General features: G+C 62.3%; 14 protein-coding genes. 6 read left to right on the top strand and 8 right to left on the bottom strand.

Annotated elements, in window-relative coordinates:
* Positions 1 to 29: 29 nt before the first annotated feature.
* The 3 genes from rpsI to Q1A71_RS10400 all read right to left on the bottom strand — a co-directional run bounded on the left by rpsI (position 30) and on the right by Q1A71_RS10400 (position 2,560).
* A complete protein-coding gene (rpsI, locus tag Q1A71_RS10410) occupies positions 30 to 518 on the bottom strand; it encodes a 30S ribosomal protein S9 (protein ID WP_159976599.1) in 489 nt (162 codons plus the stop codon).
* 2 nt (positions 519 to 520) lie between these two features.
* On the bottom strand, positions 521 to 982 hold the full coding sequence (gene rplM, locus Q1A71_RS10405) for a 50S ribosomal protein L13 (protein WP_299675078.1): 462 nt from the start codon (positions 980 to 982) through the stop codon (positions 521 to 523).
* Between the two features lie 162 nt (positions 983 to 1,144).
* Positions 1,145 to 2,560: a PLP-dependent aminotransferase family protein gene (locus tag Q1A71_RS10400; protein WP_299675075.1), complete on the bottom strand. Its 1,416-nt coding sequence runs from the start codon at positions 2,558 to 2,560 to the stop codon at positions 1,145 to 1,147.
* 93 nt (positions 2,561 to 2,653) lie between these two features.
* Here Q1A71_RS10400 and Q1A71_RS10395 point away from each other — a divergent pair, with 93 nt between their 5' ends.
* The gene (locus Q1A71_RS10395; protein WP_299675072.1) at positions 2,654 to 2,887 is read left to right on the top strand and encodes a DUF1127 domain-containing protein; all 234 of its coding nucleotides are present in this window, start codon (positions 2,654 to 2,656) and stop codon (positions 2,885 to 2,887) included.
* Positions 2,888 to 2,945: 58 nt separating this feature from the next.
* Here the strand turns inward: Q1A71_RS10395 and Q1A71_RS10390 are convergent, their stop codons facing one another.
* Complete coding sequence (locus tag Q1A71_RS10390) at positions 2,946 to 3,368, bottom strand: PaaI family thioesterase (protein ID WP_299675069.1); 423 nt, start codon at positions 3,366 to 3,368, stop codon at positions 2,946 to 2,948.
* Positions 3,369 to 3,722: 354 nt separating this feature from the next.
* On the opposite strand from Q1A71_RS10390, the gene trmFO reads away from it, so the two are divergent.
* Genes trmFO through gluQRS form a run of 3 tightly spaced genes read left to right on the top strand, consistent with a single transcriptional unit; the run spans position 3,723 to position 6,569 of the window.
* Positions 3,723 to 5,078, top strand: coding sequence for a methylenetetrahydrofolate--tRNA-(uracil(54)-C(5))-methyltransferase (FADH(2)-oxidizing) TrmFO (gene trmFO / locus Q1A71_RS10385; protein ID WP_299675065.1), 1,356 nt, complete (start codon positions 3,723 to 3,725; stop codon positions 5,076 to 5,078).
* A gap of 22 nt (positions 5,079 to 5,100) precedes the next feature.
* A complete protein-coding gene (locus Q1A71_RS10380) occupies positions 5,101 to 5,715 on the top strand; it encodes a methyltransferase domain-containing protein (protein ID WP_299675062.1) in 615 nt (204 codons plus the stop codon).
* Entirely contained in the window at positions 5,712 to 6,569 is an 858-nt protein-coding gene (gluQRS, locus tag Q1A71_RS10375) for a tRNA glutamyl-Q(34) synthetase GluQRS (RefSeq protein WP_299675059.1), read from the top strand. Before Q1A71_RS10380 ends, gluQRS begins: the two co-directional genes overlap by 4 nt.
* Before the next feature lie 3 nt (positions 6,570 to 6,572).
* Here the strand turns inward: gluQRS and hisI are convergent, their stop codons facing one another.
* Positions 6,573 to 6,944, bottom strand: a complete 372-nt coding sequence (hisI, locus tag Q1A71_RS10370; protein WP_299675056.1) for a phosphoribosyl-AMP cyclohydrolase — start codon at positions 6,942 to 6,944, stop codon at positions 6,573 to 6,575.
* A 76-nt stretch (positions 6,945 to 7,020) separates the two neighbouring features.
* Between hisI and Q1A71_RS10365 the strand changes: the two genes are divergently transcribed.
* Both Q1A71_RS10365 and Q1A71_RS10360 read left to right on the top strand, forming a co-directional pair.
* Positions 7,021 to 7,473, top strand: coding sequence for an iron-sulfur cluster assembly scaffold protein (locus Q1A71_RS10365; RefSeq protein WP_299675730.1), 453 nt, complete (start codon positions 7,021 to 7,023; stop codon positions 7,471 to 7,473).
* A 71-nt stretch (positions 7,474 to 7,544) separates the two neighbouring features.
* Positions 7,545 to 8,939, top strand: coding sequence for a methyl-accepting chemotaxis protein (locus tag Q1A71_RS10360; RefSeq protein ID WP_299675053.1), 1,395 nt, complete (start codon positions 7,545 to 7,547; stop codon positions 8,937 to 8,939).
* Positions 8,940 to 9,116: 177 nt separating this feature from the next.
* Here the strand turns inward: Q1A71_RS10360 and Q1A71_RS10355 are convergent, their stop codons facing one another.
* From Q1A71_RS10355 to ligA, 3 genes are all read right to left on the bottom strand, one after another.
* Positions 9,117 to 9,245, bottom strand: a complete 129-nt coding sequence (locus Q1A71_RS10355) for a hypothetical protein (RefSeq protein ID WP_299675759.1) — start codon at positions 9,243 to 9,245, stop codon at positions 9,117 to 9,119.
* 97 nt (positions 9,246 to 9,342) lie between these two features.
* Positions 9,343 to 11,433 carry an ATP-dependent DNA helicase RecG gene (gene recG, locus Q1A71_RS10350; protein WP_299675050.1) on the bottom strand — a complete coding sequence of 697 codons (2,091 nt, stop codon included), beginning with the start codon at positions 11,431 to 11,433 and terminating at the stop codon, positions 9,343 to 9,345.
* Positions 11,430 to 13,550, bottom strand: a complete 2,121-nt coding sequence (gene ligA / locus Q1A71_RS10345; protein WP_299675047.1) for an NAD-dependent DNA ligase LigA — start codon at positions 13,548 to 13,550, stop codon at positions 11,430 to 11,432. Before ligA ends, recG begins: the two co-directional genes overlap by 4 nt.
* Positions 13,551 to 13,676 lie beyond the last annotated feature (126 nt).

Below are 13,676 nucleotides of genomic sequence, written 5' to 3'. Positions count from 1 at the left end.
TGGGCAGCCCTTTGGGATATCGTAGAGTTTTAGCGCTTGGAGAACTGGAAGCTCTTCCGCGCCTTGGCCTTGCCGTATTTCTTGCGCTCGACCACACGGCTGTCGCGGGTCAGGAAGCCTGCGGCCTTCAGCGCGCCGCGCAAGGACGGGTCATACAGCTGCAGCGCTTTGGAGATGCCATGCTTGACCGCACCGGCCTGGCCGGAGAGACCGCCGCCTTTCACAGTGGCAACCACGTCAAACTGACCTTCCGTGCCAGACACCGAAAACGGTTGTGCCAGGATCATCTGCAGCACGGGGCGCGCAAAGTAATCGTTCTGCGGCTTGCCGTTCACGGTCACCTTGCCGGAGCCCGGTTTGATCCAGACGCGGGCGACCGCGTCTTTCCGCTTGCCTGTGGCGTAGGACCGGCCGAGGTCGTCACGGACCGGCTCGCGGGGCGTTTCCACCACTTCGGGAGCTGCCTCAAGACCAGCAGCTTGGCCAAGCTCTTCCAATGTATTGATTTCTTCAGCCATGCTCATGCACTCCGGGTGTTTTTGCTGTTCATGGATTTCACATCCAGAACTTCGGGGCTTTGCGCCTCATGGGGGTGATCGCCGCCTGCATAGACGCGCAGGTTGGTCATTTGCTTGCGGCTCAGGCGGTTGCCGGGCAGCATGCGCTTGACCGCTAGGGTCACGACCCGCTCAGGGTGCGCGCCTTCGAGGATCTGCGCCTTGGTGCGCGACTTGATCCCACCCGGGTGGCCCGTATGCCAGTAATGGCTCTCTTCGCGCTTCTTGCCGGTCAGCTGGACCTTGTCAGCGTTGATGATGATTACGTTGTCGCCCATATCCATATGCGGAGTGAACGATGGCTTGTGCTTGCCACGCAGACGCATGGCCACGATCGACGCAAGGCGGCCCAGAACGACACCCTCGGCGTCAATCAGGATCCACTTCTTGTCGATATCTGCGGGTGTTGCAGAAAAGGTTTTCATGGACGGTTCCCCGTTTGAGAGAGCAGCCCGCGCTGTCGCGCTGCGGCCTGAATTCGATTGGGGGGTTATACGTGACAAAACAGCGGCGTCAAGCAGCGGAATACATATAAAAGTAACCAAAAACAGTAAGTTATAATACAGGTATTATTTTACCCCAATAAATCAGACGCCCAACTGCTCCGGCGGGCTGTCCAGAAGATCCCGCAACCTCAGCATCGCCGCCTCGAAACTCTTCAGCGACACACCGGCGTTGACCGCCATGCGAACAGCATGCGGCGCCCGGGCGTCGCGGCAGACGAATTCTTCGGCTGAGCGGATCTGGACGCCTTGAGCTTCCGCTGCCTGGCAAAACGCCCCGGCGCGCCATCCCACCGGCAACCGCAGCCATAAAAAGGGCACACCGGGCCGCCAGACCAGATCATAGGCGCCCAGAACATTCACGGCGCTTTGGACGTAAGTATTGAAGGCCTTGTGGGTGGCGTCCGCCAGCGCGTCCATGTCCGGATGGGTCAAGAGCGCGCTGCACAGATCCGTCAGCGGCGTCGCCATACCAAAGAAGCTGTGCTCCGCGGCCCGCCGCAGCAGAGACGACTTCCCTTCAGGCGCGATCGCATAGCCAAAGCGAAGCGATGGTGTGATCGTCTTGGCAATGGATGACACATACCAGCCACGCCCCGGCGCCAACATGCGATAGGACGGGGCGCGGTTCACGCCCATGCGATAGCAGTCATCCTCGACAATCTGGAAGTCATATCTGCGGGCGATCTCGGCAATCGCCTCACGCCGTCCGATCGGGCTGAACCCGCAGGTCGGGTTATGGACCTCCGGAGATGTGCACAGAACCTGCGCGTCATGCGCCCTTGCTGCGGCCTCGAGCGCTTCGGGAATGATCCCATCCTCGTCCATGGCGACCGGAACGACCTCGGCGCGCAACAGCTCCGCCGCCTTTCGAAAGCCCGGATACGCCAAGTCCTCGATCAATACAGTGGGTGCGCGGCCTTCCAAGATGGACTGCAGTATCAACATGATCCCATTCTGCCCTCCATGACACAGAACCACATCGCGCTCCCGCAACGGCCCCAGCGGCGTCCCCTTCAGCCAGTGAACCACAGCCTCCCGTGCCGCACGCGCACCGCTGCGGCTGGGGTAATGCATCACGCCCGAGGGTGGATTCTGCGCAACCTGCGCCATCAATTGCCGGACCAGCTTGTCCTGACCAACACATGGCAAATGCGGTGAGAACAGATTGACGTTGTACTGATCGCCATCCTCCTCCTTCCGATGAGGGATCACGTCGATCTCAATCGGGTCCGTGTCCACGAGCACCGGGCGCGGCACGGCAACAAAGGTCCCACGCCCCACCTCCGCCTTGAGGGCGCCCTCGTCGGTCAGGATGGTATAGGCGCGCGCAACCGTCCCCGGGGTGATGCGCAACTTCCAGGCCAGGTCCCGCACGGGCGGCAGCTTGTCCCCAGGTCTGAGCGCTCCTTGATCGATGCTCTGTCGGATACGTGTGACAACCGCTTGATATTTGGGTCCCTGCCCTTTGACCAGCTCCGGCTCCCAAATTGTATCCATTACAATGTTTTCCTAGCCTGGTTGTATCAACTATCGTATCAATACGCATAGCGATATCGCTACATTGTGTCAATACAATTTAAGGAGATTTCCATGGCACACGCATTGACCCCTTCTCCGCGGACGCTGGCCTATCTGAACGAGGTCAAGGAAATGCCGACACTGGCAATTCTGGCGGTCGAATTTGCGGTCTGCGTGTCGAAATGGACCACACGCCGCCGCACGCGCCGCGCGCTGAAACAGCTGACGGTATGGCAATTGGCGGATGTGGGGCTGACACCGGAGCAGGCTCGCGCTGAGGCTGCAAAGGTGTTCTGGCGCGCGTAACCTCCCCGGTACGCGACCAGACCTCTTCCTCTGGGCCGGGCTTTGTCTCGGCCCTTTTTTATGGACTCGGCGGGATGGCGTAGGTCAGATTGGCGCGCGCCACGGGTTCCGCCATCCCGTCAGAATAAATCAAGACATCGCTGACCGAGAACTGCTTGCCAAGCTTGAGCAGACGCACCTTGCCCACAAGATCGGTACGCGCGGCGGGCTTGCGCATGAAGTCGATGGCACAATTGGTCGTGACCGTGAGCGCCTCGGGTCCGATCCGCGCGAGCGTTATGAGATACGCCGCCACATCAGCCAGTGAGAACATGCTGGGCCCTGATACAGTCCCGCCGGGGCGCAGGTGCTTGCTCCCCACCTTCAACCGAACGGTCAGCGTCTCGGGGGTGACCTCTTCCACGACAAAATCGTCGGCAACCTGCTCAAACACCTGATCGAGAAAGGCATTTAGCGCCGCTGCGTCCATCTTGATGTCCATCCGTCCCTCCCCTTTTTCCTCAGCGACCGTGTTCGAAACAAGGCCAGAGCGCAAGCCGGTGGCGGGGACGAGCACATCTGACGCAGCGTCAGGTCATTGTTTCCAAATCGACGCATCAGAGTTTCCGACTCCGGCATTTCAATTTGGGCAGGAGCGTGGCAACTCTGCGGCACGGCCAAAGCGGCCAGATGCTTTTGGGTCGCCGCGGGCGGAAGGTCCCTCCAAGCCAGCTCTCTCACTGGCCCGACACTCCCGCAGCGGCGACCCCAAAACTCTCTCGATACCCCAGCCCAGATTGGCCAGCGCCTTCCGCGCCGGTTGCGTCACCGTGCACCCTGGCCTAAATGACCCGTCATGGCAGAAGAGTTACACATCGTCGGCGGCGGCATGGCCGGATCGGAGGCCGCTTGGCAGGCTGCTCATATGGGCGTGCCGGTGGTGCTTCACGAGATGCGCCCTAAGGTCGGGACGTTTGCGCATCAAACCGGTCTGCTGGGCGAGATGGTGTGTTCGAACTCCTTTCGCTCAGACGACGACGAGCAGAATGCCGTCGGCCTACTGCATTGGGAAATGCGGGCGGCAAACGGGCTGATCATGCAAACTGCTGACACGCACCGCCTGCCGGCGGGCGGCGCCCTCGCGGTGGATCGTGACCCCTTCGCCCAAGCGGTGACAGATGCGTTGATGGCGCACCCGAATGTCCGTGTCGACCATGGCGAGATCACCGAACTGCCAACTGAGGGCCGCTGGATCATTGCCACCGGTCCCCTGACCTCTGCGTCCCTCGGGCAAGCGGTTGCAGCGGAAACCGGCGCCGATGCGTTGGCGTTTTTCGACGCCATTGCCCCAATTGTCTATTTCGACAGTATCGACATGTCGAAAGCCTGGATGCAGTCGCGCTATGACAAGGGCGAGAACGAGGAAGAGCGCACCGCCTACCTCAACTGCCCGATGGATCGCGATCAATACGAGAACTTTATCGACGCGCTGATTGCCGCGGATAAGACCGAATTTCACGAAGGTGAGGCCGCCGGTTACTTCGATGGCTGCCTGCCGATCGAGGTCATGGCGGAGCGCGGCCGCGAGACCCTGCGCTTTGGCCCGATGAAGCCCGTCGGCCTGACCAACCCGCACCAGCCGGACGTGAAACCCTATGCCGTCGTGCAGCTGCGCCGCGACAACAAACTGGGCACGCTCTACAATATCGTAGGCTTTCAGACCAAGATGAAATACGGCGCACAAGCCGATGTTTTCAAAAGTATCCCAGGTCTTGAAAATGCGAGATTTGCCCGCCTCGGCGGTATTCACCGCAACACATTCCTGAATTCTCCGAGCCTTCTCGACGGGCAAATGCGCTTGCGGTCCCGCCCCAACATCCGCTTTGCCGGGCAGATCACAGGGGTCGAGGGCTATGTGGAATCTGCGGCCATGGGCCTTCTGGCCGGACGGCTGGCCGCAGCTGAGATTCTGGGCCAGCCCATCACGCTGCCGCCCGATTGTACTGCAACCGGCGCCCTGATCACCCACATCACCGGCGGCGCCGAGGCCAAGACCTTCCAGCCGATGAACGTGAATTTCGGTCTCTTCCCTCCGGTGGAGGGCCTCAAGGGCGGACGCCGGGGGCGCAAGGATCGCTACAAGGCCTACACGGATCGCGCGAAAGCGGCCTGGAAAACCTGGCTTGGCGGGGCTGCACTGGACGCCGCATAGCCGAGGCGGTTATCCTGCTGCCATGACACAAAACTATCTGAACAAGGTTTATGACGCACGCGATGCGAATGAGACGCGCACGCTCTACGATGATTGGTCCTCCAGCTACGACGCCGAAGTGCGCAAGAACGGCTATGTCACACCGGACCGCTGCGCCCAGGCGCTCTCCAGGTTCTCCAGCGATCAGACGCAGCCGGTGCTGGATTTCGGCTGTGGAACGGGGCTGTCCGGACTGGCGCTGAAACTCGCGGGGTTCGAGACGATTGACGGCGTGGATCTGTCCCCCGATATGCTGGCCCAGGCCGAAGCCAAGCGTCTTTATCGCACTCTGACCGTGATCGACGCCGACGCGCCGCTGCCCGTCGATCTGGCCAACTACGCGGCCATCGCCGCGATTGGTGTGATCGGTGCAGGTGCTGCCCCTATCTCGGTCTTTGATGATCTGATGCGCGGCATGGCTCCCGGTGCCCTTCTGGTGCTCTCGCTGAACGATCACGCTCTGCAGGATCGCGCAAATGAGGGCCGTATCTGCGAATGGGTGGATTGCGCGGCGGCGCGGCTGCTCTTTCGCGAAAGCGGTCCACACCTGCCGGGGATCGGGTTGAACTCCAACGTCTACGTGCTTGAGAAAACTTGATTTTTCGAACGCGATTTGCGCCATCGCCCACCGGCCCGCTGCATCTCGGGCATGCGTTTTCCGCACTCACGGCCTTTGACATGGCCCGCGCCGCAGGTGGCACCTTCCTGCTGCGCATGGACGACATCGACCGCGTCCGCTCCAAGCCGGAGTATGAAACCCAGGCGAAGGACGATCTGCGCTGGCTGGGTGTGCAGTGGCCCGAGCCGGTGATGCAGCAATCGCGCTCCGAAGCCCGCTTTCGCGCGGCACTCGATCAGTTGAACGCCCGAGGCCTGATTTACCCCTGCTCCTGCAGCCGCACCGACATCGAAGCCGCCGTCGGCGCCCCGCAGGAAGGCGTTCCGACGCATGGTCCAGATGGCCGCATCTATCCCGGCACCTGCCGGGGCCGTAGCATGGCTGCGTTTACCGCGGGCGACGCGATCCGGCTTGATCTGCAGAAGGCGATCATGGCCGCCGGCTCCTTGCCGGAGTTCACCGAAACGGGGGGCCGCTTTGAGGGAACGCATCGCCTCGATGCGGACGATCTCCTGACCACGGTCGGCGACATCGCCGTCGCGCGGCGCGAGATGGCCGCGGCCTACCATCTCTGCGTCGTCGTGGATGATCATGCACAGGACATCACCCATGTGATCCGCGGCGAGGATCTCTTCGACGCCACGCGCATTCATGTGCTGCTCGCACATCTTCTGGCCCTGCCGATCCCGCTCTATCATCACCACAGGCTGATCCGCGACGAGGCTGGCAAACGTCTCGCCAAGCGTGACGATGCGCGCGCCTTGGCCCTCTATCGTGCGCAGGGCAAAAGCCCCGCCGACATTCGCACGATGCTGGATTTGCCTCCCGCCTGAGCCTCACATAGGCTGCATCAGTTCCTCTTCACCCGCCTCCGAGACACCGGTGTAGAAACAGCTGCGTCGCCCGGTATGGCACGCCGGGCCCGTCTGGTGCACCTGCATCAACAGGCAGTCGCGGTCGCAGTCCACGCGCATCTCCACCAGCGCTTGATGGTGTCCGCTTGTCTCCCCCTTCACCCAGAAGGCCTGCCGTGACCGGCTCCAATAGGTCACCTTGCCGGTCTGCAGGGTTCGAAGGATTGCGGCGCGGTTCATCCAGGCCATCATCAGCACCTCGCCGCTCTCGGCATCCTGCGCAATCGCCGGGATGAGCCCTGCGTCATTGTATGTCAGCGTGTCCGGGTCGAAGGGTTCGGGGTTCTGAGGCATGCCAAAAACCTTTTTGCATCTGCTGCGCGACGTCCTATGTATGAAAGCCGATGTCAACGGAAGACCGCAGGATGCCATGTCTGGTGAAAACGATCTGATCAAACTCTATTCAGGGAAGATTCTCGCACTGGCCTCCGAGATCCCGAACCTTCAGCGGCTGGAAAACCCCATGGCGTCCGTGAAAAAGCGCTCACCGCTCTGCGGCTCCGCTGTGACCGTGGATCTGAGTGTCGACAACGGGCAGGTCAGCGCGTTTGGCCAGGACGTCAAAGCCTGCGCCTTGGGGCAGGCCGCCGCGGCCGTGACCGGAGGCGCGGTTCTCGGACGTACTCTGGACGAGCTAGAAGCCGCCCGCGATGCGCTGCGCGCCATGCTCAAGGACGGCGGACCCGTGCCGCCCGCGCCCTTTGACGGGTTCGAGGTGCTCGAACCCGCGCGCGATTACAAGAACCGCCACGCCTCCATTCTGCTGAGCATAGAGGCGACCTGCGAAGCGATGAGCCAGGCCCTGCGGGCCGATTGCGCCTGAGCATCGGCGCGGGTTAGCAAATTTTAACCAAAGCTGTGCCATTTTGAGCGCCGAGACATCGGTGGTATAGAATGGCAAATCAACCTCAGCTTTCGGACACACATCACACGGACCGGCTGACCGAGGCCGCCGCGGCCCTCGGCTACGAAATCGTGGACATTGCCGGCTTTCTGGATCTGGTCGAGGAACATGCCAAAGCGCAGCGGGATGGGCTCACCGTATTGCGCACCCGTGCAAATGACATGGAGCAGGCCAATTCAGACGTGCGCGACGCTGTCCGCACAATGGCGCAGAACACGGATGAGACCGCCGAAAATGTAAAGTCCTCCGCCGCGCTTGTCCGCACAACCGGCGAAAAGACCCGCACTGTCGCCGGCTGGGTGCAGGATCTGTCGCAACGTACCGAAACTGTCGGCGACACGCTCTCAGCCGTCAAGAACAACAACCAGCAAATCGCCAAAATCGCCGCGCAGGTCAACACGCTGGCCATCAACGCCAAGATCGAGGCTGCGCGCGCAGGCGAAGCCGGGCGCGGCTTCGCGGTCGTGGCCGAAGCCATCAACGACCTGTCACAGAAAACCCGCGACGCTGCGGTGGAGATTTCCGACAACATCGACACCCTGACCAGCTGGATCACCGAGCTTGGCACCGAAGCCTCGGACATTGCAACGCAAGCCACCGATGTGCTTGAAAACGCCGGTGGCACTGACACCGCGCTCAGTCGGATGGAAACCTCTATCTCCTCCGCCAACGAACAGGCGCACCGGATCGCGCAACAAGCCGACCGCATGGAATCGGCCATGGCCGACTTTGCCCCGGCTCTCGAGAGCATTGATACATCTGTCCAAAGCACGTCGTCCGGAATCGAGCAAACCCATGAGCGGATCCTGAGCCTGATCGACACCTCCGAAACCATCGTACAGTCGACGGCTCTGATCGGCGGCAACTCCCCGGACACGCCATTCATTCAGCGCGTGCAAAGCCTTGCCCGCGAGCTCTCTCAGGCGCTCGAGGACGCTGTCGACACGGGCGCCACCTCGATGTCGCGCCTGTTTGATCGCACCTACCGCCCGATCCCCGGCACCAATCCCGAACAGGTGCTGGCCGAGTGCACAAGCATTATGGATCAGGTGCTGCCCCCTCTGCAGGAACCTGTTCTGGACATGGATCGCAGGGTCGTGTTTTGCGCCGCCGTCGACACCAATGGCTACCTCCCGACGCACAATCGCAAATTCTCTCAACCGCCCGGTGACGATCCGGTTTGGAATATGGCCCATTGCCGCAACCGTCGGATCTTTGATGACCGCGTCGGGCTGAAAGCCGGGCGCAACACCGAACCCTTCCTGCTGCAGGTCTATCGCCGCGACATGGGGGGTGGTGAATTCAAGATGATGAAGGATCTCTCGGCGCCCATCTTCGTCAAGGGTCAACACTGGGGCGGCCTGCGCCTGGCCTACACCTTCTAAAAAAAACGCCGCACGTCCCGAGCAGGACGGCGGCGTCAGGTTAAGCGTCTCTCACGTGGGACCCGGCGCATATGGCAGGGGGCAGGCCCTGACGAGACGGGAACAGGCAGTGTTCGTCTCGAATGCCAGTTCGGGGAACGCACTGGCCTATGCGCGGCGCGAGATCGCAGGCAGAAATCAGATAAAGGACGGCAGGTGCAAGCCCACCACCAGCATCACGATGAGCGCCATCGCTCCAACCGCATCCTGCAGCAGGGTCGCATGCGACCGCGATGCGATGGATCTGATCTGAGCGAGTATGGTCATGGCATCTCTCCGTTCTGATCCCTATTTGTTCTCATACTTTTAACCATATGTAAAGAACTTAATAAGAACATTCGCGAACAAATTATGTTCGCATACCTTAACCCACTGAAATCAAGCGGATCGCCTCCTCCTGACGCATCAGCCACAGCAAGAGCCGCGCCGCAGCACCCCGCTCTGACCGAAGCTGTGGGTCGTCCGCCAGCAATCGCCTCGCATCACTCTGGGCAATGGCCATCAATCCGGCCTGCCGCTCCAGATCAGCGACCCGAAACCGCGGCATCCCCGATTGAGCTGTCCCGATCAGATCGCCAGCCCCGCGCATCTGCAGATCGGTCTCGGCAATCGCAAAACCATCTTCGGTCTCGCGCAGGACCTCCAGCCGCTTGCGCCCGCCCTCGGACAGCGGCGCCTGATAAAGCAACAGGCAGGTGGACGCCGCCTCACCCCGCCCGACCCGGCCGCGCAGCTGATGCAGCTGGGCCAACCCGAAGGTCTCGGCGCGTTCGATGACCATGATCGTGGCGTTGGGCACGTTGACGCCAACCTCGATCACAGTCGTGGCGACAAGCACCTTGGTCTGCCCACTCACGAACTGCGCCATGGCCTGATCTTTTTCCGCAGGCGACAGCTGGCCGTGCACCAGCCCGACCGCGCCCTCCCCCAGAGCGGCCCGCAGTCGTTTGAATCGTGCCTCCGCCGCCGTCAGGTCGAGCACTTCGCTCTCCTCGACAAGCGGGCAGACCCAGTAGCATTGCCGACCGTCGGCAATCACGGCACGCAGCCGTTCGATCACCTCGTCCATCCGGGCGGTGCTGATCATGACCGTCTTGATCGGCTTGCGCCCCGGCGGCTTTTCGTCGAGGACCGACACATCCATGTCGCCATATTGCGCCAGCGACAGCGACCTCGGGATCGGCGTTGCGGTCATCACCAGCACATCCACGCCGTCGCCCTTGCGCCCCAGCTCAAGCCGTTGGCGCACGCCGAACCGATGCTGCTCGTCGATGATGGCCAGCCGCAGATCATCGAAGTGCACATCCGCCTGGAACACGGCGTGAGTGCCCACCAACAGATGAAGCTCGCCGCGTGCGAGGGCGTCCAGCTTCCGCTGTCGTGCGGCACCCTTGTCACGCCCGGTCAGCACATCCAGGACCACGCCCGCCTCCTGCGCCAGTGGCGCAAGCGATTCCATGTGCTGCCGCGCAAGGATCTCCGTGGGCGCCATCAGCACCCCCTGCCCGCCGCCCTCAACAGCCCGTAGCAGCGCCATGAACGCCACAAGCGTTTTGCCCGCACCGACATCGCCTTGCAGCAAGCGGCTCATCCGCGTCGGCGCCGCCATATCGGCGTTGATCTCCTCGATTGCGCGGGTCTGCGCCTGCGTCGGGCGATAGGGCAATCGGGCCAACACCGCAGACTGCAACTGTCCGGTGCCAACCGTCGCACGGCCCGGCTTGCGGCGTTCCGTCGCCCGGGCCAATGCCAGGGTCAGCTGGTGCGCCAGCAACTCGTCATACGCCAAACGCTCACGCGCCGGTGCCGTCAGCGCCAGATCCGCCTGAGCCTGAGGCCGGTGTGCCGCCTGAACGGCCTCCGGAAAATCGGGCCACCCGACTTTTGATTTCTGCGCTGGGTCAATCCATTCAAACATGTCCGGGACCCGCTCAAGCGCCCCCCCGGCTGCTTTGACCATCAGCTTCTGCGTCACACCCGCCGTGAGCGGATAAACCGGCTCAAACGCGGGGATCGTCTCCGCCGCCTCCTCGGTCACAATGTGATCAGGGTGCACCATCTGTGCGATCCCCTCGAAGCTCTCCACCTTCCCCGACACCACCCGGCGGCTCCCCTCCGGCAGCGCGTTTTTCCAATAATCACCACGGACATGAAAAAATACGAGCTGAAAGGAGGTTTCGGCGTCCTCCACATGAACGCGGTAGGCCCCGCGCTTCGTCCGCGGCGCTGTATGAGGCCCGATCTGCACGGCGACAGTGAGCGTCGCCGGGAGAACCGCGCCCCGAATGGTATCGCGCCGGCGGCGATCAATCCCCGACTGCGGAAGCGTGAACAGCAGGTCGCGTGGCGCCCGGATACCCAGTGCTTCCATATGTGCGGCCGTTTTCGGCCCGATCCCCGGCAGCGTGCGCACTTCGGAAAACAGCGGAAACAGCTCTTCGGGCCGCCCGCTCATACGCCCGCGATCAGCGACAGCCAGCCATCCTCATCGAGCGTCTCGATCCCCAATTCCGCGGCCTTCTTGGCCTTTGATCCGGCGCCCGGCCCGGCGATCACGATGTCGGTCTTGGCCGACACGGACCCCGACACCTTGGCGCCCAGCCGCTCCGCGCGCGCCTTGGCTTCGGCGCGGGTCATCTTTTCAAGCGTTCCGGTAAAGACGACGATCTTGCCCGCCACCGGGCTTCCGTCGGTCTTGGGCCGCGCAACCGGCTGGACGTCAAGCTCCGCAATCAGGCGATCAATTGACGCGCGTTCCGCCGGCTGCGCCAAGGTCTGCACCAGCGACGTCGCCATCACGGTGCCGACCCCGTCGATATCGATCAGATCCTGCCACGCCGGGGTTTCGCTGTCCTGCGCCGCTCGCATGGCCGCATCAAACGTCGCCCAATCGGTATAGTGCATGGCAATGGTATTCGACGCTGCCTCGCCGACGTGCCGGATCCCGAGCGAAAAAATCAGCCGGGACAAGGTGATCTTGCGCCGATCATCTATCGCGTCGAAAAGATTGGTCGCAGATTTCTCGCCCCAGCCCTCACGGTTCTTGAGTTGTTGCACGCCGGATCCATAGCGTGCGCGCAGCGTGAAGATATCCGCAGGCTCCCGGATCCATTGATCCGTATAGAACTGTTCGACCTGCTTGGCGCCGAGGCCTTCGATGTCAAACGCGGCGCGTGACACGAAGTGTTTGAGTTTTTCAACCGCCTGCGCCGGGCAGATCAGCCCGCCGGTACACCGCCGCACCGCATCGCCAGGTTCCCGCACCGCGGCGCTGCCACATTCCGGGCAGCGCTGTGGAAACACGTAAGGCTCCGCATCCGCGGGCCTTTTGTTCAGATCCACATCGGCGACCTTCGGGATCACATCGCCCGCACGGTAGACCTGCACCCAATCGCCGACGCGAATGTCCTTGCCGTCCCGTATGGTTGCGCCCTTGTTGTCGCGACCCGACACATAGTCTTCGTTGTGCAGCGTCGCATTTGAGACCACAACGCCACCCACCGTCACCGGATGCAGCCGCGCGACCGGCGAGAGCGCCCCGGTGCGGCCAACCTGAATGTCAATCGCCTCGAGCCGGGTCCAGGCAAGCTCTGCAGGAAACTTATGGGCAATCGCCCAACGGGGCGTCGTGGACCTGAAGCCGAGCCGATCCTGCAGTGCCAGATCGTTGACCTTGTAGACAACGCCGTCGATGTCGTAGCCCAATGTCGCGCGCTGCGCTTCGATCTCGTCGTAGTGCGCCATCAACTCCTGAGGCCCCGCGCAGATCCGTGTCAAAGGATTTGTCTGAAATCCCATCTCCCCCAGGCGGTCGATCGCACCCATCTGCGTCTCGGCCAGGGGTTCCGAGAGCGCCCCCCAGGCATAGGCAAAGAACCGCAGCGGGCGCGCCCGGGTGATCTCCGCATCCAACTGCCGTAAGGACCCGGCCGCCGCATTCCGCGGGTTGGCAAACACCTTGCCGCCGGCCTCGGCCTGCCGCGCATTCAGCGCCTCGAAATCCGGATGCGACATGTAGACCTCGCCGCGGACCTCCAGCACATCCGGCGCACCCACAATACTTGTGGGAATATCTGCAATCGTTCGGGCGTTCGCAGTGACGTTTTCGCCGACACGGCCATCGCCGCGCGTCGCGGCCTGCACGAGCGCGCCGCCTTCATACCTGAGAGACAAGGACAGCCCGTCTATCTTCGGCTCGGCGGTATAGGACAGCGCCGCGTCCGCCTCGAGTGCGAGGTATCTACGAATGCGCGCATCAAAGTCGCTGATGTCCTCTGCGTCAAATCCGTTGGACAGGGAGAGCATCGCCACCTCATGGGTGACTTTGGAAAACCCTTCTGCCGGAGCCGACCCGACCTGCTCGGAGGGGCTGTCAGCCCGCTTCAGATGCGGAAACCGCGCCTCAATTTGCGCGTTGCGCCGCTTGAGCGCATCGTAGTCCGCATCCGAGATGTCCGGATCGTCGTCGCCGTGATAGGCTGTGTTGGCCTTGTTCAGAAGCTCCGAAAGACGGGCGAGTTCGGCTTTCGCCGCATCCTCGCTCAGTTCTTCGATATCCGTCACAGACGCCAAGACCCAACCCTTTCCATGTCGCCCATCTGACTAGATATGCGCAGGTCCGGATCAGGTCCAGTTGATTTCGTCGGGTATGATGCCCACCGTCTGGTCCGGCGCCAGCCTCCGGGGCCGGACCACGTC

Source organism: uncultured Roseobacter sp. (assembly GCF_947493125.1).
Classification (GTDB): Bacteria; Pseudomonadota; Alphaproteobacteria; order Rhodobacterales; family Rhodobacteraceae; genus Roseobacter.
The sequence above is the reverse complement of the archived record's forward strand: the minus strand, read 5'-3'. Positions and strand labels throughout refer to the sequence as shown.